Source organism: Paenibacillus hodogayensis, assembly GCF_039536325.1.
Taxonomy (GTDB): domain Bacteria; phylum Bacillota; class Bacilli; order Paenibacillales; family NBRC-103111; genus Paenibacillus_AB; species Paenibacillus_AB hodogayensis.
In genome coordinates this window covers 863169-883082 of record NZ_BAAAYO010000010.1, presented here as the reverse complement: position 1 = coordinate 883082, position 19914 = coordinate 863169, and the positions used below count along the sequence as shown (strand labels likewise).

The window sequence follows — 19914 nt, the reverse complement described above, 5'->3', positions numbered from 1 at the left end:
CGCAGAGGAAGAGAAGGGATGGATGTTATGGGTGCTTATGCGATAGGTTTACTGTCGGGAGACGGGATCGGCCCGGAAATAACGGCTTCGGTTGTGGAGGTGCTGGGGGCGGCGCAGCGTCATAGCGGCTCGGCTCTGCTCCGCTGGGTGCGGCTGCCGATGGGGCAGACGGCCATAGCGCGCTACGGCGAGGCGCTGCCGGCTTTCGTCAAGGAGACGCTTCGGGAGTGCAGCGGCTGGATCATGGGACCGCACGATTCCGCGTCCTATCCGCCGGAGCTGCGGCACGAGCGCAATCCGAGCGCGGAGCTCCGCCACGGCTTCGACTTGTATGCGAACATCCGCCCGAACCGGTCGATCGCCGGAATCGCAAGCGTCGCGCGGCAAGCCGATCTGGTTATCGTTCGCGAGAACACGGAAGGCTTCTACGCCGACCGGAACTTGTTCGGCGGCGACGGGGAATGGCACGTTACGCCCGATGTGGTCGTGACGGCCGGCGTCTTTACGAGGAAAGCGTCGGAGCGTATCGCCCATGCGGCTTTCCGGGAGGCCGTAAGGCGCCGCAAGCTGGTATCGATCGTTCACAAAGCGAATGTCATCAAGCGCGGCTACGGCCTGTTCCTGGACTGCTGCTACGAGGTGGCCCGGCAGTATCCGGAGGTGCGGGTGAACGACTACCATATCGATGCGGCTTCGGCCCTTCTGGTGCGCCGGGCGGAAGAGTTCGACGTGATCGTCACGACGAACCTGTTCGGGGATATTTTATCCGATCTGGCTGGCGAACTGGTCGGCAGCATCGGACTCGCTCCTTCGCTTAACGCGGGCAGCGACTATGCGATGGCGCAGGCGGCGCACGGCTCGGCTCCCGACATTGCCGGGAGGAATGCGGCCAACCCGGCCGGTCTTCTGCTGTCGGCCGCGCTGCTGCTGGACTGGCTGGGGGATCGGCATGCCGATCGAAGGCTGAGGGAGCTCGGGGATGTGACCGAGCGGGCGGTGTACGCCGCCATACGCGATGGCGTGCGCACGGCCGATCTCGGGGGGACGGCGACGACTGCGGAGTTTACGGCTGCCGTAACGGCAAGGCTCGGAGAAAGCTGAGCTTCTTGCGAATCGGATTCTGCCGCGTCGCTCTGCCGTCCCCTGCCCGCCGATCGAGGGAGAAATCGTTAAATATGTTCCACAGGGAACAGTTCGGTCGACAAATAGCGTTCGCCGGTGTCGGGCAGCAGTACGACGATCGTCTTGCCGGCGTTTTCCGGACGGTTGGCCAGCTGCAGGGCCGCGTAAGCCGCCGCGCCGGAGGAGATGCCGACGACCAAACCTTCGTTGCGGGCGAGCAGCCGCGACGTCTCGAGCGCGTCCTCGTTTTTGACGGGGAAAATCTCGTCGACCGTATCCCGGTTAAAGTTGCCTGGCACGAAGCCGGCGCCGATGCCTTGGATTTTATGCGGACCCCGGGCGCCTCCGGACAGAACGGGCGAGCCGGACGGCTCCACAGCGATGATCTGAACCGACGGCTTGCGCTCCTTCAGCACTTCGCCGACCCCGGTAATCGTGCCGCCCGTGCCGACCCCGCCGACGAAAATATCGACCGCTCCGTCGGTGTCGCGCCATATTTCTTCCGCCGTCGTCTTGCGGTGAATGGCCGGATTGGCCGGGTTCGTAAACTGCTGCGGGATGAACGAGTTGGGAATCGTCGCCGCCAGCTCCTCGGCTTTGCGGATCGCGCCGGGCATGCCGTCCCCGGCCGGAGTCAGTACCAGCTCGGCGCCAAGGGCGAGCAGCAGCTTGCGGCGTTCGATGCTGAAGCTTTCCGGCAGCGTGATAACCAGCTTGTAGCCGAGCGCCGCAGCCGCGAAAGCAAGCGCTACGCCGGTATTGCCGCTGGTCGGCTCGATGATGACCGAATCTTTGTGCAGGAGACCGCGCTCCTCCGCGTCTTTGATCATGGCGAAGCCGATGCGGTCCTTCACGCTGCCGGCCGGATTGAAATATTCCAGCTTGGCGATCAGCGTCGCTCCCGCCTTCGTCTGTTTGTTGAAATTGACCAGCTCCAGCAAGGGGGTGTTGCCGATCAGATCGGTCAAGTTGCGGGCGATTTTAGCCATGAATGTCAAGCCTCCCGGTATTTAAATCCGATTTATCATATCGGTTAACTAAAATTTACTATAGGAGGGAATGAAACGCAACAACAAAAAAAGCCTCCCCGTCTTAAACGGAAAGGCTTGTCCCGCGTACGGCGGCTCGAGGCCGCGGCGAATCAGAACAGTTGAATGATGGTGGCGATAAGCGCGACCAGAAAGAAAAAACCGAACGTAGCGCCGAACCCGATGGCAACATCCAAAAAGTCGTTTCTCGGTTCTTCGTTGACGTGCATTCTAGGATCAGTCATGCGAGTCCCCCCCGTGCTTCACAAAATAGGCTATGCTTAGTATACCGAATCGCCGAATGGATTGTAAAGGAAAAGAAGTGACAAAACTTCAACATTTGCGGCAGGCACGAATCCTGGTACAAAGTCGGACCTTAAACGGTATCCGTAAAATGGACCGAATACACAGGAGTAGCTCTGACATTGTACTAGTATACGCCGTTTGCGAACGGAATATGTTTTCAGTTATGAAATGGACCGTAATTGTGGTATACTTTACATGTTGGACGAAATAGATTAAAATATAGCTACACACTTTTTGTTAGTGAAAGGGAGGATATTCCTATGGCTATCGTAACGGTATCCGATCAATCCTTTAAAAATGAAGTCGAAGGCAGCGGAACGGTGCTTGTCGACTTTTGGGCTCCGTGGTGCGGACCTTGCAAAATGATCGCCCCGGTATTGGAAGATCTGGATAAAGAAGTCGGCGAGCAATTGAAAATCGCCAAGCTGAACGTGGACGACAATCCGGAGTCCGCATCCCGCTTCGGCGTCATGAGCATCCCGACTTTGATCGTGTTCAAGGACGGCCAGCCTGTCGACAAAATCGTCGGCTTCCAGCCTAAGGACGCCTTGAAAAACGTAGTCGGCCGTCACCTGTAAGCGGCAGCCGATCATTCATACGCGGGCGGGATTGTGCAGAAGGTCCCGCTCGTCGTATGATAATAAAAGAACGACGAAAGCTCGGTTTCGCGCGTTTGGCGATACGGAGCTTTTTTTGTATATAGGACCGAATGACGGGATATAGAGGTAGGGGAGGACGGAACATGCCGGAGGAACGCGTCGGGGGACGAGACAAAACGCCCGAGCCGATCAAGCGGAAGCTTGCTCTGCTGCCGGATAAGCCGGGTTGTTACCTGATGAAAAACCGGGACGGCACGATTATTTATGTCGGCAAGGCCAAGGTGCTCAAAAACCGCGTGCGGTCGTATTTTTCCGGCAGCCACGACGGGAAAACCCAGCGGCTTGTCGCGGAAATATGCGATTTCGAATATATTGTGACAGCAAGCAACATGGAGGCGCTCATCCTCGAGTGCAACCTGATCAAGCAATACTATCCGCGTTATAACGTACTGCTGAAGGATGATAAATCGTTTCCGTATATCAAAATCACCCAAGAGGCTCATCCGCGCCTCGAAGTGACGCGCAAGGTGATCAAGGACAAGGCCAAATATTTCGGCCCGTATCCGAACGCCTTCGCCGCCCAGCAGACGAAGAAGCTGCTCGACCGGCTGTACCCGCTGCGCAAGTGCCGGACGCTGCCTGACCGCGTCTGCCTGTATTATCATCTCGGGCAATGCGTGGCTCCGTGCGAATTCGAAGTGCCGGCCGGCGAGTACGAGCGCATGGTCACGGAGATTGCCCGCTTCCTGAACGGGGGCCACGAGGCGATCAAGGACGAGCTGATTCGCAAGATGGAGGCTGCTGCCGAGGAGCTGAATTTCGAGCGGGCGAAGGAGCTGCGCGACCAGATCGTCAACATCAACGCGGTGATGGAGAAGCAGACGATCAACATGGCGGATGCGGTCGACCGCGACGTATTCGGCTATACGGTGGATAAAGGCTGGATGTGCGTGCAAATCCTGTACATGCGCCATGGCAAAATGATCGAGCGTCACGTGTCGCTTTTTCCGTATTACGGCGACGAATACGAAGATTTCATTACGTTCGTAACGCAATATTACAGCGAAAACCCGGCTATGCCGAAGGAGATCTTCCTGCCGTCGGTGGAAGAACGCTCCGGACGGACGCAAGCCGATGCCCGGTTGCAGGCGGCGGCTTCGCTCGACGGGCTCGATGAGCCGCTTGCGGCTGTGGCAGCGGAGTCGGAGGCTGCCGAAGTATTGGTATCGCCGACCGATTCGGCAACCGGTATTGTACCGCACGAAACCGTCTCGACGGCTGCCTCGTTGCCAACGGAAGGCGAGCTTGCCGTCGCCGACGCAGCGGTTGCGGCCGATCCGCTCGCCAAGGAACGGACGACCGACGACGAGGTGGCCGAATCGCTGGAGGCTTGGCTGAAGATCAAGGTGCATCACCCGCGTCGCGGGCGGAAGAAGCAATTGGTCGGCATGGCGTGCGATAACGCCCGGGTCGCTCTCGAGGAGAAGTTCCGGCTGATCGAGCGGGACGAGGAGCGTACGGTGAAGGCGGTGGAAAGTCTCGGCGAATGGATCGGCACCGGCACGATCCGCCGCATCGAGGCATTCGACAACTCGAACATCCAAGGCACGGACCCGGTATCGGCGATGGTCGTGTTCGTCGACGGCAAGCCGGACCGAAAGGAATACCGCAAGTACAAAATCCGCACGGTGCAAGGGCCCGACGATTACGAGACGATGCGCGAGGTCGTCCGCCGCCGGTACGAGCGCGTGCTGAAGGAACAGCTGCCGATGCCGGACCTGATCGTTATCGACGGCGGGAAGGGGCAGATCGGGGCCGCTCTCGATGTGCTGGAGAACGAGCTGGGACTGTATATCCCGGTTTGCGGTCTCGTCAAGGACGCGAAGCATAAGACGGCGCAGCTCATGATGGGCGATCCGCCAGAAATCGTGCCGCTGCCGCGGGACAGCCAGGAATTTTATTTGCTCCAGCGCATTCAGGAGGAGGTGCACCGTTTCGCGATCACGTTCCACCGCGAGACGCGGGCCAAATCGATGGTCGCCTCCCAGCTTGACGCCATACCGGGTATCGGAGAGAAACGGCGCAAGCAGCTGCTGAAGCATTTCGGCTCGTTGAAAAAAATCAAGGAAGCCGCCGTGGAGGACTTCCGCCCGATCGGGATCGGGGACAAGCTGGCGCGGGACATTTTGTCCGCCCTGCAAGGACCGGACGCTTCGGCGGATTGATTGCCCCATGAAATGGAAACAGAACGATTGGCCCGGGGCAGGATGTAGCTCCCGGGCTTTTCGGCGCGTTCTTCGAGGCCAGCGCTCGGATAAAAGCAAAAAACCAGTCTGACACTCCTTGTGTCTGGACTGGTTTTTTGTTTTAAGAATAGGTTGACCCGACAGGTTTATTAGCCGCAAAGCCGCCATGGTCACGGTACGGGCGTTATCGGTCAGCCCGGCGGCGCATGGATACTTCGTCTCCCCCGGAAGTTGCGGTGCAGCCGCCAGATCGTCCACGCGACGATGGCGGGCAGGATGATGTAGAACAAGCCGAGCGCGACATCGTCGAATCCGCCCATGTTCATCAAGGAAAGGCTCATCAGCAGGCTGTCCATGATGGCGTGCGCGAACAGGACGGTGGCGAAGCCGAATTTCAGGAAGGCGTAGCCGAATACGACGCCGAGCACGGTCACCTCGATAAACCGGGTATACACCGGGTAGATCGGATATTGCGTATGACTGAACGCCCAGATCATACTCGGCACGAGGACGGCCAAAAACGTGCTCGGCAGCAGCCTGCGGAACAGCGCGATGCCGAAAAACCGGTATATCGCTTCCTCGGAGATAGCCGCCGTCCATGCCATTAGCGGAAATAGCTCGGGTTTGAGCAGGTTATACATCGACCCGGACGGATCGTTGACCGCCCACATGTCGAACCGCTGCTCGGCGATGAAGAACAGCAGCGACTGCAAGCCAAGCAGGAAGCAGGCCAGCAAGTAGCCGCGCTTCATTCCGGCGAGTACGTCCTCGCCGAATCCGTCCTCTCGCCATCTCGGCCACAGATGCAAGCCGCGATCCTGCCAGAGGGGCTGACCGGCCGCCAAGGAAAAGTAGCCGACGGCGCCCATCACCGCCACGACGATATTCATCAAGATCATCATACCGCCCGTCGTATCGCTTGCCAGAAACGGATCGATCGTGTCCGTCTCCAGCGATTTGAACGCCGGCAGCATATTCCAATTATTGATCCAATACAGCACCAGAAACGTGAAAGTCAGCCAAAGACCGCGGACGAAAGCGATCTGCTTGCGCCTCGTGATCATCAGCGCGATCGCCGCCATGCCCATGATGACCGAAACGATCATATTCCACCGGGTCATCGTCGAAGCGGCCCGGTCCTGCTTTCCGACCCAGTCGGTGTGGCTTTTCGGCACCAGCAGCTCTTTGCGATAAGCCGTCACCTCGCCGTCCCGGATTTCCACGATCTCCCGCAGCTTCGCCTCGCCGAGCTTCACGCCGCGGTGCTCGAAAGCGAATTGGTACGGCTTCGTAGTGTTCGGAATGAGCATTTGCAGCCCTTCAAGCGGAATGCCCGCTTGCTGCAAGTACGTCTCCGCGATGAGGCGGCCATCGCGTACGGAAGGCGCGCTGCCGCTGCTGCGCTTTTGCCAGCCGAGCACGGAGCCGTTCGTCATATTGACGTCGACCTTGTAAACGGTTTTGCCTTCGGCGGCAAGCTCGACCCGATAGAAATCGATCGGTACGTTTTCGGCAAAATGGTCCTTATAGCCGTGCACCAGGCCGTTTTTTTGCACATAGCCGCTTAGCAGCTTGTCGGACTGGTAGATGGCTATCGTCCCGCGGACCTTGGTGTTGCCGTTCAGGCGGGCCGTGTAGTCTTCGGCTGCGGAGATGGCGGCATGCTTCGTGACGGCGGGGCGCGTCTCGTTGATAACGGCTTTATCCTTCGCTCCGGACAAGGACGGCCAGACGTTCGTAGCGATAAACAGCAAAATTCCGATAATGGCCAAAGTCCCGAGCAAGGAAGATTGCGAGCGTCGCATGCCAGCCCCCCTCTTTTTTTCTACCGTATCACACTTTATGGGCAATTGCCACTTTGCCCGCGGCCCCCGAACGCTCCTCCGAAACGGGCTTTACGCCGGGAAACGGAGCAATGCGTATACGGGACAACGAAAATGGCCCGACAGCGCGCTTAATTTGCCCGATCTCCTGTTTTTACAGCGATTATCCTGAAATTGCGGCTTTGTGCTCTGAACGCTGCGGGATTATAATCACTTCGTCAGCTACAAACCACCATATCGAGCCGAATTTCTTTATGAAAACGGGGGAACCATTTTTTGTAGGGGTGAATTTCGCCGGTGGCCGTCGCCGCCGCGAATAGGGTGCCTAACGACCCGAATCCGTCAGCTAACCTCGTAGGCTCCAGTCAGGAAACCACACCGCCAACGGCATTGGGATTCCAGTGTCTTTTTTTGTTGTTCCCATAAAAAAACGCGACCCTCCGGCGCGCTTTCGCTCCGCTCGTTCGGCGAAACGGAGTCGCCGCAGCAGGACGCCGATTGTGACGCCCGCTGCCTGTTCCCATCATCCGACGAGGAGAAATCGCCCTTGAAACGAAAATCGCTGCTGGGCCGTCTCACGCCTCCGCAATTTCTTGTCATCGGATTCGCGCTCATTATTGTTCTTGGCGGCGTGCTGCTGTCCTTGCCCATATCGTCGGCGAACGGACAAGGACTCCGCTTCGCGGACGCCTTGTTCACGGCGACATCGGCCACCTGCGTGACCGGCTTGGTCGTGGTCGATACCGGCACTTATTTTTCCGTCTTCGGCCAAGTGGTCATTATGGCGCTTATTCAGGTCGGCGGTCTCGGCTTTATGACGATGTCCACCTTGATCGCGCTCGTGCTGGGCAAGCGGATTTCGCTGCGGGAACGGCTCATCTTGCAGGAGGCGCTGAATCAGGGCTCCATGGAAGGCATCGTGCGGCTCATCCGCAAGGTGCTTGTCTATTCGCTGGTCATCGAGCTGACCGCCGCCGCATTGTTCGCCATTCGCTGGTCGTTCGATTTTTCCCCGGGGCGGGCGATTTATTTGGGCGTATTCCACGCCGTATCGATGTTCAATAATGCCGGCTTCGATTTGTTCGGCCAATTCCGCAGCCTAGTCCCTTATGCCGACGACGTTCTGGTGAACGCGGTGGCCATGGCGCTCATCGTACTCGGCGGCATCGGGTTTATCGTCATGGCCGAGGTGATGGAATACCGCAACAGGCGCAAGCTGTCCCTCCATACGAAAGTCGTGCTGAGCATGACCGCTTTCCTGATTGTGTTCGGGGCCATCGTCATTTTCCTGTTCGAATATACGAATCCGCGCACGCTCGGCGCGCTGGACGGCTCGGGCAAAGTGCTGGCCGCCTTCTTCCAGGCGATCACGCCGCGCACGGCCGGGGCCAATACGGTCGATATCGCCGGGCTGCGGCAGGCGACGCAGTTTTTTATCATCATGCTGATGTTTATCGGGGCGTCTCCGGGCTCGACCGGCGGCGGTATCAAAACGACGACGTTCACGACGCTGATCGGAGCGATGGTGGCGATGATGCGAGGCAAGGAAGACATCGTGCTGTTTCATTACCGTCTGGCCAAAGACCGTATTTATAAAGCGATTACGCTCACCTTATTCGCGATTATCCTCGTAATCGTGGTGGCGATGGTGCTGTCCACGACGGAGGATCATCCGTTTCTGATGATTCTGTTCGAGGTCACTTCGGCGTTCGGCACGGTCGGCTTGTCGATGGGGCTGACGCCGGATTTGACCCTCGTCGGAAAGTGCATCATTATGCTGACGATGTTCGCCGGCCGTCTCGGCCCGATCACGCTGGCGTACGCCCTGCAGCCGAAACCGGACAAGGAGCTGTACCGGCACCCGGAAGGCAAAATCATAATCGGTTAGGAGAATTTCTCGATGAAAATGAAACAATTTGCCGTAATCGGTCTGGGCAGGTTCGGCTCCAGTCTGGCGAAGGAGCTGGTCAATCAGGATCTGGAGGTGCTCGGCATCGACCGCGATGAAGAGACCGTAGAGGAAATGTCCGATGTGCTGACGCATGCCATCGTGGCTGATTCCACGGAAGAAGAGACGCTCCGCTCGATCGGGATACGCAATTTTGACTGTGCCATTGTCGCAATCGGCAACGATATTCAGGCCAGCATCATGACGGCCATTCTGCTTAAGGATCTCGGCGTGAAGAAGGTAGTGGCCAAAGCGTTGACCGAGCTGCACGGCAAAGTGCTGGAGCGGCTTGGCGTAGACCGGATCATCTACCCCGAGCGCGATATGGGCATACGAGTGGCGCATCAATTGGCCAACCCGAATCTGCTCGACTATATCGAGCTGTCGAAGGAATACACGATCGCCGAGCTGTCGGTGCCGCAGAAGCTGAACGGCGTCTCGCTGCAGAAGCTCGACCCGCGGGCCAAATACGGCTGCAGCGTCGTGGCGATCAACAAAAGCAGCGGCATCATCATCGCTCCGGCCGCAGCCGATGTGTTGAACGAACGCGATGTCATGGTCATCATCGGCACGAACAAGCAGATCGAATCGTTCGAGGAAGAGCTGGCCGGCAACTGACGAAACGACTGTCGCGCCGGACGCGTTCGCTCTGTTCCTGTTCTCCGTCCGGCACGGTCAAACGGTTCTTACAGGCTATGCCGGTTTTGGCGATATTCGCTCGGCGAGCAGCCGGTCCAGCGTTTGAACTGTTTGCTGAAATGCGCGCCGTCCTGAAAGCCGAGTTTCGCGGCGATCCGTTCGAGCGGCTGGTCCGGATCGAGCAGCTCCAGGCGGGCGCGGTGAAGCGTTGCATGGGTCCAGTGCTGACGCGGGGAGCGGCCGAATGTTTGGCGGAACAGACGCGCGCAGTAGGAGGGGCTGTATCCGAGCTTCTCGGATATGCGCGCGATGCTGTGCTCCACCGCGGTTGCGCTTCTCCCGTCGGCCGACCGGACGCTTTCCTCGATCATCTCGGCCATCCTTCGGGCAAGCCGCTGTCCTGCCTCTCCGGGATTGTTGACGGAAGGAACCGGCTCCTCCGCGTCCCCGAGCGCGGCAAATACGGCAAACAACTGGGAAACCAGCTTCATGCGGTGGGACGGCTGAGCCGGATTCGAGTCGTACGCCTGCCGGATCGTATCGATCAGGCAGACCAGCGGATCGCGAATGACCCGCTCCGCCTCGGAGCCCCGGCGGTACAGCCTGCAGCGATGCCTGCTCAAGGCGGCCCGGAACGGATAGTCCTCCACATCAAAGTGCAGCGCAAAATACGTCGCTTCCGTGTTTCTCGTATCGGTTACGCGATGGGGAACGCCAGGCGGAATAAGCAGTACGTCCCCGGCCTGCATCGTCATCTTATCGTTGGCGACAAGCACGTCCTGAATGCCATCGATCAAGTAGTTCATCTCAAAAACCGTATGATCGTGCAGAGGTCTCGACCAATGAGGCTTCGTCACGCGCAGATGGGTCTGGTATACCCGGAAGGCGGTATCCATATCGGGCATATACATCGTGTCCATTCTGAACCTCCCAACGAACGAATGGTAGCATGACTTAATAATAACATGTTTAATACTTGTATTGATCAAATCTAATCCAAAATAGGGCAAATTTGTCCAAATTCTCGTATCAAATGTCCATGTGCTTTCCTTCGGCACTCCTTTATACTGACGAAACGATGCGTTCTTGCATCCAATCCGTTCTCAAGAAGGAGTGAATTGATTGAGTTCCAGACGATTGTCCGTTCATCAGGTTTGCCGGGATAGGCGTTTTGTCCCGTGGATCAGCGCGATTGTGTCGTTCGTGCTGCTGATCGGGCTGCTTCCGCCGACGAAGGTATCGGCCGAAACAGCGGACGAGCCGGTCGTATACCGGTTTTTGGATGCGTTTTCAGGGACGGGGAACTTGACCGCGCTGGGCGTTTTGACCGCGCCGCCGGTGACGACCCGCAACGCCGCCTACGGCGCGGCAATCGGAGCGAGAGCGGTCGGGCAATCCCGCTCGTTCCAGTTTGCCGTTGCCAAGACGGGGACTTATAGCATTTCTTTTAAAGGGTATTTGTATTTCAGCGCCGGCATCGGCCAAATCGCGATCGACGGGACAACTGCGGGGACGTACGACTTTTACGATCCGGGCAGCCGGTTCGGTCCGGTCGTCGTACTGGCCGAACGTTATTTGGAAGCCGGAAACCATACTGTTACGTTTACGGTTACCGGGCGAAACCGATCGGCGACTGTGGGGGATAACTACAGCATGTATGCGAGCGAGCTGATTTTGACGCCGGTAGAGCCCAAGGTGTTGCTTGCCGCCGCGCCGGCAAAGACGGGACTGACCGTCGGGGAGACGGCCTCCATCCGGCCGTATGTTTCCATGTCGGATGGCACGCCGGTCACCGTTACCGGCGTTACCTATGTCAGCAGTGCGCCGGCCGTTGCGGCGATAAGCGCGGAGGGAACCGTTACGGCTTTGTCGGTCGGTACCGCTGTTGTGACGACCACGGCTGCGACGAACCGGGGCATCGCTACAGCGGACGCGTCGATACGGGTATCGAGCAATGCTGCTCTGCAAGGAGTTCGTATTGATCTGTCGCCCGATGAGATGTATCCCGGGGCCGTATCGCAGATTGCGTTGATCGGCACGCTTGCGGACCAGACGACCGTCGAGCTGCCTTCGGCTGCCGCCGAATATCGGGTGGACGATCCATCGGTGGCCGCCGTATCGCCGCAAGGAACATTAAAGGGTCTGGCCTTCGGCGAGACCGTGCTGCGGGCGGTCGCGACCTGGAACGGCGCGACGGTCGAAGGTTACCGCAACGTGACCGTCGGCGTCAGGAAGCCTTCTTCGCTCAAGCTGGAGGCGGCGCCTTTGACCGTGACGGTCAGCCAATACGGGGAACCGAAGCTGACCGGGCTGTACGGGGACGGGACGGAGGCGGCGTTGACCGGCGCGCATATCGTTTACGCCAGCTCGGATGAACAGACGCTCGCCGTGGATGCCGCAACCGGGGCGTATCGCGGCGTGCGGCCCGGCATCGCGGAGCTGAAGGCGACCGTTGCGACAGGCGGCGTCACGCTGAACGCGGCGGTGCCGGTGACGGTTACGGCATTGACCAGCGACAAGACGCGCAGTACGTATTATACGCCGCAAAAGGTCGCCAATGCGCGTCAAAACGCGAGCGGGTACGATTGGGCGGCTTCCGTGCGCAGCGCGGCCATAACGGCTGCGGACGTTTACGTCAACCTCGATCCCGACTTTTTATGGAATCTGGTCGCGCCGCAGTCCATCCCCCGCAGCTATGGCGTCAACCAGGCGAAGGGCAGTCCCGTGACCGGCAAGGAGATCGACAAGTACGGAAACTATCCTTATACGGCGGATCCTATTAACGAGCCGTGGAAGATAGTAGACCCGAGCAGCGGCTACAAGTTTCCGACCAACGACTTCGGCGCGTATTACGCCAGCGGTCTCGATAAGCATGGCACGTTCCGACCGGAGCTGGCCGACCGCAGCCTGCTCGTCAACACGCTCTACCCGGAAAAAGGCCCGACGTGGGGCGTGGACGACGGATACGGCTGGGTGGACGGCAACGGAGACACCTATACGTTCGTCGCCTACTATGCCCACTGGTTTTTGTGGCATACGAGCGGATTCATAACGAACGCCATTACGACACTGCGCGACGCGTACCTGTACACCGGTGACGTCAAGTATGCACGGGCGGGGCTAATTTTGCTGGACCGGGTGGCGGACGTATATCCCGAGCTGGACACGTCGGTGTTCGATCCGAAGATATTCTTGCAATCCGCCGGCGGCACGGGGACGGGCAAGGCGATCGGCTCGATTTGGGAGACTAGCACCGTCAAGGCGTTCGTCAGCGCCTACGACGCTTTTTTCCCGGCGACGGACGATGCGCAGACGATCGCGTTTCTTAGCGCCAAGGGCAGCCAGTACAAGCTGTCGCGCAAAGACTCGGCGACCGGCATTCGCCGCAATATCGAGGACGGCATCCTGCGCCAGGTGTACCCGGGCGTGAAGAAAAGCCAGATCCGGGGCAACGTGGGCATGCATCAGAGCGCGCTGGCTATGGCGGCCGTCGTGCTCGACACGATGCCGGAAATCGGCGAATGGCTCGATTTTAACAACCGCTCCGGCGGGCTGGTATCCAATCCGTGGCGCGTGACGGGCGGCAACGTGCTGACCTCTCTCGTGAACGACGTGGATCGGGACGGGCACGGCAATGAAGCCGCGCCGGGCTACAACCGGCTTTGGCTCGGCAATTTCATTCAGGCAGCCGACATTTTGTACGGCTACGACAAATACCCGATGGCCGACCTGTATCAGAACATCAAATTCCGCAGCATGTTCGATTCGATGTACCCGCTGCTTCTGTCCGAGCGCTACGTCCCGTCGATCGGGGATTCGGATTCGACGGGCAATCCGTCCTTGACCGGCCTCGACAAAGCGCAGGCGATCCGGGCGTTCGAAATTTACGGAGACCCGATCTTTGCGCAGATGGCTTACTTTCTGAACAACGATACGACCGACGGCATTCATGGCGACATTTTCTCCGAAGATCCCGGTTCGGTGGCGGCCGGCATCCGTGCGGTTATCGACGAGAAGGGGCCGCTCGTTCAGAAGAGCGTCAATTTGACGGGCTACGGCTTTTCGGCCTTGCGTGACGGGGAGAACGACAAGACGAAGTACGGCATCGGCTACGGCTTTCCGCAGCTTGGCGTAACGGAGGCGACGACGGCCTACAATACGTACGAAGCGTCGGGAACGGTCCAGCTTGAGGCAACGACGGCCGGACAGCGCATCGCGTTCGCCTTCGAGGTCGAGAAGCCGGGAACGTATTTCGTTCGGCTCAAGCCTTTCCGCGCCGCCTCATACGGTATATATAACGTCTATATCGACGGAGTGTTCGTGAAGCGGATCGACTTTTTCGGCTCGTCCAAGGACGAGGAAACGCTGGCCGAGCTCGCTTTGGCAGCCGGCAGCCATACGATCCGGTTCGAGAACGAAGGCAAGTCGCCGACGGCGAGCAATTTCAAGATGGGCGTTACCTCGCTGCGTCTGCTCACGGCGGACGAGTTGGAGCGGGTGGAGAAGCAGCGCAATACGCTGCGCGACACGTGGATGTACTACGGCCGCAGTTCAGGCCATGGCCATCGCGATACGTTGAACCTCGGCCTGCATGCATACGGGCTCGACCTTGCCCCTGATCTGGGCTACCCCGAATTCGCCGACTCGGTCGATATGCACCGGGCGCAGTGGGTGACCAATACGATCAGCCACAATACGGTCGTCGTGAACAAGCGGAAGCAGAACAGCCAGTTCGTGGGCATTCCCGTCCAATTCGACGAGACCGACCGCGTGAAATGGACAGAAATCGGAGCGCCGCGCGTTTATCCGCAGACGGAAACGTACCGCCGTACGACGGCGATGATTCGCGTGGACGACGATCAATCGTACACGGTGGACTTTTTCCATGTGAAAGGCGGAACCGACCACCATTACAGCTTTCACAGCGCCGAAGGAACGGTTACGACCGAGGGACTGACGCTGACGGCGCAGCCGACCGGCACCTATGCGGGACCGGGCGTCGCCTTCGGCGAGCGCGCAGACGACGTGGCCGGGGCAGGCTACATGGGCAGCGGCTTCCATTGGTTGAAAAACGTGGAGCGTACGAGCGGTGCGGTCGGGCCGTTCAGCGTGGACTGGAACGTGCGCGATACGTGGAATGTGCTCGGCCAAGGCGCGCGGGCGAACACGGACATTCATCTGCGTCTGACGATGCTCGGGGCCACGGACGAGGTGGCATTGGCCGACGGCGTGCCGCCGAGGAACAAGCCCGGCAATCCGCCCGAGCTGCGGTATATGATCGCCCGCCGTTCGGGACAAAATCTCGACAGCCTGTTTACCTCCGTCATCGAGCCGTACAAAGGCCAACGGTATATTAGCGCAATCGAACAAGCGGAAGTGAAGAAGAACGGCGTTGTCGTCCAAACGGAGCAAAGCACGGCCGTACGCGCGGTCAAGGTAACGCTTGTCGGCGGCCGTATCGATTATGTGATGCTGTCTTCCGATCCGGGTATCACGTACACGATCGACGACAAGATCGAGTTCCGCGGCGCTTTCGGCGTATACGCCGAAAAGGACGGGAAAACCGACTATTTGTACGCGGGTGACGGAGCTTCGATCGGCAAAATCGGCGAAACCCCGCTCGTCTCGAACGCCGCAGCGACGGGCAAGGTGATCGATTTCACCAAGGAGCTGTCGCTTGCCAACACGATCGACGTCGAGCTGCAACTGCACGGAACGGACCCCGGTCAATTGGCCGAACGCATGGTCTACATCGCCAATGACGGCGAGCGCAACGCCGTTTATCCGATTCGCGCCGTTACGGGGCTCGGCGGCAACCGTTATCGGCTCGACATCGGCGACAAGACGACGGTCCGCGGATACGTCGATGCGAACGATTTCGGAAAAGGGTACGTCTATGATTTGGCGGCAGGAGCAAGCCTGCGCATTCCGCTGTCGGCGGAAGCGTCCTTCGGGGAGAAGCCGGTCACGCTGGCGGATATTGCTTCGGCCATCGACGGTTATCGCAGCGGCGGAGGTCTGAATCCGGTATTCGCGGATCAGCTGGCTTACCGGCTTGCGATCATCGAGCTGCTTATCGACCGGGGAGAAACGGCTACGGCGGTCGCCTACATGAACGATTTGCTGGCGCAAATTCGCGATCTTTCCGTGCGACAGCAGGGGCTGATCTCCGAAGCGGCGTTCGGCTGGCTCGAGGCCGCAGCGCTGGCCTGGATCGAATCGGTGTCGCCTTGATCTGACGAGAGGGTTGACGAGGGTAGACTGGATTGGAGAACGGAATGAAGAACGGACGAGAAGTTTGAGGGAGAGTTGCATTACTCGTCTTTCCGGACAAACTGGCAGAAGCGGGAGTACGGCCTTCGTGGCCGCACGTCCCGCTTCTTTGCCGTGTGTCCGGCGCTGCGATCGGTTCAACGGAAAATATGGCCGCCCGCATAATGCTGCTTGGCATGGTGAATCCACTGCCGCGTCGACGTGTTTAGAGACGACTCCGACCCGAACAGGAGGGAGGTCGTGCGCGTCGTCTCCTGCAGCTCGGGAATGTTGCGCAGCACGAGCCCGTTATTGTCCAGCACCGTTTGGCGCAAATACGATTTCGGCAGCAGCGTCGCCACATTGCACGTGGAGACCAGCCGCAGTATCGCTTCGAACGAGTCGATTTCCATTTTGACGTCGGGATACACCATATACCGATGAAACAACTCGTCCATCAAAATCCGGTACCAGGTGCCCTTGGAAAACAAAATCATCGGCAGCTCCTGCAGCTCATTGATATCGATGCCGGGTTTTTCCACCCATTTGTGGTAGGAAGGCAGCACGAGGCACAAATGATCCTCAAACAACGGCACGCATGTCAGCTCGGGGTTGTCGATTTTGGAAGCGACCAGTCCGAGGTCGACCTTTTTTTCTTTGACCAGGCTGACGATTTCATGGGTTTTGCCGGTGATCGCTTTAATGTCCGTCTCGGGAAATTCGCGCGTATACAAGGCGATCAGGTCGGGCAACGTTGATTGCAGCGTCGTCAGGCTGGCGCCGATCGTAATGCTCTTGTACGAGGAGCGGTGCTCGGCGATGCGCTGCAGCAGCTTGCGCTCCATCTCGCCGACTTCCAGAGCGTACTCGTAGCAAATTTGGCCGAGTCGGGTCAGCTCGAGCTTCTTGCCTTTGCGCTCGAACAGCAAAATGCCGAGCTGCTCCTCCAATTGGGCCACTTTGCGGGAGAGCGCGGGCTGCGAGATGTTAAGCGTCTGGGCGGCCTTGTTCAGGCTGCCGTGCTCGACGACGACGGCGAACGCTTCCAGGTTCGGCAGCATCGGAGTGCCTCCTTTCTTCGTATCGCTTCAATAATATAGGCAACGATAGTTCATGTGCCTCTTATAAGCTGAGCGCATAACCAATTATAAGAAAACGGCACTTCCATTATAAGTCCTTTGGGAGTAACATGAAAGCTGTCAAAGAAAGTTCAAAATTGCGGTTTCGGCTCCACTGAAATGCAGCAAGCAGGTTCTCGATCCGGAATCAGCGCGGGCAACGACGAATGACGTCCAAATTTGACATTCCGGGGTTTAAACCTGCTCTTCCTTGGCAAAATAGGCATGTATATGCAGTTATGCCGGGAGGGAACGGTGTCGACGAAAACGCTGTCGAAAATTCGACTTTATGCGACATTTTGTTGACGCTTGTCACACTCGGGAGTACAATGAAAGATGGTTTGTTTTGCACACGTTGTCATATTTCTCTAAGGGGGAACTCGTTTCCATGACCGGTAATTCCTATTACTACCGAAAGCTTCATTCATTGCTCGGGGTAATACCTGTCGGCTTCTTTCTGGTCGAGCACTTGATTACGAACTATGAAGCGTTCAATGGCGGACATCAAGGTTTTATCGACTCCGTACGGTGGTTGAACAGCTTGCCGCTCGTCTTTTTCCTGGAGCTGTTCGGCATTTGGCTGCCGATTCTGTACCATGGCATTTACGGCTTGTTCGTGGCGTTCCAGTCGCGCAGCAACGTTAGCAATTACGGGTATTTCCGTAACCTGATGTTTACGCTGCAGCGGGTAACCGGGGTCGTTACGCTGATCTTTATCGCCTGGCACTTCTTCACGACCCGCTTCCAGGTGACGCTCGGCAATCAGACGCACGATTCGCTCGGCGTTCTGATGCACGAAGTGTTTACGACGCCGGCGTACTTCACGATGTACCTGATCGGCGTACTGGCTTCGACGTTCCACTTCACGAACGGCATGTGGTCGTTCCTCGTCAGCTGGGGCATCACGGTCGGGCCTCGCGCGCAGCGCGTGTCGAGCATCGTATGGATGGGCGTATTCGTGGTCATGTCGATCATGTTCATTCTGACGATGGTAGCCTTCACGGACGCGTCGTTCCAGGATACTTCCGTGCTGGATATGGCGGGCAAACATTAAGGGGGAGTGAACAGCAATGGCAAAATCCAATATTATCGTTGTCGGCGGCGGCCTTGCCGGGCTGATGGCTACCGTAAAAGCGGCCGAAGCCGGGGTTCACGTCGACCTCTTCTCGCTTGTACCGGTAAAACGTTCCCACTCCGTATGCGCCCAAGGCGGGATCAACGGAGCGGTTAATACAAAAGGCGAAGGCGACTCCCCTTGGGAGCATTTCGACGACACGGTGTACGGGGGCGACTTCCTCGCGAACCAGCCGCCGGTCAAGGCGATGTGCGAAGCCGCGCCGGGCATCATTCACCTGATGGACCGGATGGGCGTCATGTTCAGCCGGACGCCGGAAGGTCTGCTTGACTTCCGCCGCTTCGGCGGAACGCAATATCACCGCACCGCTTTCGCGGGCGCGACGACCGGCCAACAGCTGCTGTACGCGCTGGACGAGCAGGCGCGCCGCTGGGAAACCGAAGGTCTCGTTACGAAGTACGAGAACTGGGAGTTCATGTCGGTCGTAATCGACGATGACGGCGTATGTCGCGGCGTGTGCGTGCAAAACCTGCGCACCATGGAAATTCAGACGTTCCGCGCCGATGCGGTTATTTTGGCGACAGGCGGACCTGGCATCATCTTCGGCAAGACGACCAACTCGGTCATCAACACCGGGACGGCGGCAAGCGCCGTGTACCAACAAGGCGTTACGTATGCGAACGGCGAATTTATCCAAATTCACCCGACGGCGATCCCGGGCGACGACAAACTGCGGCTTATGTCCGAATCGGCACGTGGCGAAGGCGGACGCATCTGGACGTACAAGGACGGCAAGCCGTGGTACTTCCTCGAGGAGAAATATCCGGCATACGGCAACCTCGTGCCGCGCGATATCGCGACTCGGGAAATTTTCCACGTCTGCGTCGATATGAAGCTGGGCGTCAATGGCGAGAACATGGTCTACCTCGACCTGTCCCACAAAGATCCGAAAGAGCTAGACGTCAAGCTCGGCGGTATCATCGAAATTTACGAGAAATTCATGGGCGACGACCCGCGTAAAATTCCGATGAAGATTTTCCCGGCCGTTCACTATTCGATGGGCGGCATGTGGGTCGATTACAACCAAATGACGAACATTCCGGGCCTCTTCGCGGCCGGCGAATGCGACTACCAATACCACGGTGCGAACCGTCTGGGCGCGAACTCGCTGCTGTCGGCGATTTACGGCGGGATGGTGGCCGGTCCGAAGGCGATCGAATACATCAAAGGCTTGAATAAGTCGGCTGAGGACGTATCCAGCTCCGCATTCGACCGCGAGACGAAGAAGAACACCGACAAATACGAGAAGCTCCTGAAAATGGACGGCACCGAGAACGCCTATGTGCTGCATAAGGAACTGGGCGAATGGATGACGAACAATATGACCGTCGTCCGGACCAATCCGAAGCTGCAGGAAACGATCGGCAAAATCAAGGAACTCAAGGAACGCTACCAGAAGCTGAACATGACCGACACCGCCCGCTGGAACAACCAAGGCGTGGCCTTCTCCCGTCAGCTGTGGAACATGCTGGAGCTGTCCGAAGCGATGACCGTCGGCGCCCTGCTGCGCGACGAAAGCCGCGGAGCTCACTACAAGCCGGAATTCCCGGACCGCGACGACGACAAGTTCATGAAGTCGACGCTGGCCAAGTGGACGCCGGACGGCCCGCAAATCTCGTACGAAGATATCGACGTATCGCTGATCGAGCCGCGTAAACGCGATTACACGGCCAACAAGAAGACGGGAGGTCACTGATT

The 19914-nt window shown here is 58.4% G+C and carries 13 protein-coding genes and 1 riboswitch; of the genes, 8 read left to right on the top strand and 5 right to left on the bottom strand.

What is annotated here, in order from left to right; all coding sequences use genetic code 11:
- Positions 1–27: 27 nt before the first annotated feature.
- The gene (locus ABD796_RS22750) at positions 28–1101 is read left to right on the top strand and encodes an isocitrate/isopropylmalate dehydrogenase family protein (RefSeq protein ID WP_344912929.1); all 1074 of its coding nucleotides are present in this window, start codon (positions 28–30) and stop codon (positions 1099–1101) included.
- Between the two features lie 68 nt (positions 1102–1169).
- Here ABD796_RS22750 and cysK read toward each other — a convergent pair whose 3' ends face one another.
- Together cysK and ABD796_RS22740 are read right to left on the bottom strand one after the other, a co-directional pair.
- Positions 1170–2111 (bottom strand): cysteine synthase A, encoded by a 942-nt coding sequence (gene cysK, locus ABD796_RS22745; protein ID WP_344912172.1) that lies wholly within the window; start codon positions 2109–2111, stop codon positions 1170–1172.
- A 152-nt stretch (positions 2112–2263) separates the two neighbouring features.
- The gene (locus tag ABD796_RS22740) at positions 2264–2395 is read right to left on the bottom strand and encodes a YqzM family protein (RefSeq protein WP_344912170.1); all 132 of its coding nucleotides are present in this window, start codon (positions 2393–2395) and stop codon (positions 2264–2266) included.
- A 321-nt stretch (positions 2396–2716) separates the two neighbouring features.
- On the opposite strand from ABD796_RS22740, the gene trxA reads away from it, so the two are divergent.
- Together trxA and uvrC are read left to right on the top strand one after the other, a co-directional pair.
- Positions 2717–3034, top strand: a complete 318-nt coding sequence (trxA, locus tag ABD796_RS22735) for a thioredoxin (protein ID WP_344912168.1) — start codon at positions 2717–2719, stop codon at positions 3032–3034.
- Between the two features lie 164 nt (positions 3035–3198).
- Entirely contained in the window at positions 3199–5280 is a 2082-nt protein-coding gene (uvrC, locus tag ABD796_RS22730) for an excinuclease ABC subunit UvrC (RefSeq protein WP_344912166.1), read from the top strand.
- Between the two features lie 212 nt (positions 5281–5492).
- Here the strand turns inward: uvrC and ABD796_RS22725 are convergent, their stop codons facing one another.
- Positions 5493–7106 carry a CPBP family intramembrane glutamic endopeptidase gene (locus tag ABD796_RS22725; RefSeq protein ID WP_344912163.1) on the bottom strand — a complete coding sequence of 538 codons (1614 nt, stop codon included), beginning with the start codon at positions 7104–7106 and terminating at the stop codon, positions 5493–5495.
- Positions 7107–7354: 248 nt separating this feature from the next.
- Positions 7355–7500: riboswitch (cyclic di-AMP (ydaO/yuaA leader) on the top strand.
- 171 nt (positions 7501–7671) lie between these two features.
- On the opposite strand from ABD796_RS22725, the gene ABD796_RS22720 reads away from it, so the two are divergent.
- The gene (locus ABD796_RS22720; RefSeq protein WP_344912161.1) at positions 7672–9012 is read left to right on the top strand and encodes a TrkH family potassium uptake protein; all 1341 of its coding nucleotides are present in this window, start codon (positions 7672–7674) and stop codon (positions 9010–9012) included.
- Between the two features lie 12 nt (positions 9013–9024).
- Entirely contained in the window at positions 9025–9690 is a 666-nt protein-coding gene (locus ABD796_RS22715; RefSeq protein WP_344912159.1) for a potassium channel family protein, read from the top strand.
- A 68-nt stretch (positions 9691–9758) separates the two neighbouring features.
- Here the strand turns inward: ABD796_RS22715 and ABD796_RS22710 are convergent, their stop codons facing one another.
- Positions 9759–10631, bottom strand: a complete 873-nt coding sequence (locus ABD796_RS22710; RefSeq protein ID WP_344912157.1) for an AraC family transcriptional regulator — start codon at positions 10629–10631, stop codon at positions 9759–9761.
- Between the two features lie 202 nt (positions 10632–10833).
- Here ABD796_RS22710 and ABD796_RS22705 point away from each other — a divergent pair, with 202 nt between their 5' ends.
- On the top strand, positions 10834–15945 hold the full coding sequence (locus tag ABD796_RS22705; RefSeq protein ID WP_344912155.1) for a heparinase II/III domain-containing protein: 5112 nt from the start codon (positions 10834–10836) through the stop codon (positions 15943–15945).
- Positions 15946–16121: 176 nt separating this feature from the next.
- Here the strand turns inward: ABD796_RS22705 and ABD796_RS22700 are convergent, their stop codons facing one another.
- A complete protein-coding gene (locus ABD796_RS22700) occupies positions 16122–17021 on the bottom strand; it encodes a LysR substrate-binding domain-containing protein (protein WP_379117153.1) in 900 nt (299 codons plus the stop codon).
- Between the two features lie 448 nt (positions 17022–17469).
- Here ABD796_RS22700 and ABD796_RS22695 point away from each other — a divergent pair, with 448 nt between their 5' ends.
- Positions 17470–18135, top strand: a complete 666-nt coding sequence (locus ABD796_RS22695; RefSeq protein WP_344912151.1) for a succinate dehydrogenase cytochrome b558 subunit — start codon at positions 17470–17472, stop codon at positions 18133–18135.
- Positions 18136–18151: 16 nt separating this feature from the next.
- Complete coding sequence (gene sdhA, locus ABD796_RS22690; RefSeq protein WP_344912149.1) at positions 18152–19912, top strand: succinate dehydrogenase flavoprotein subunit; 1761 nt, start codon at positions 18152–18154, stop codon at positions 19910–19912.
- Positions 19913–19914: the final 2 nt, after the last annotated feature.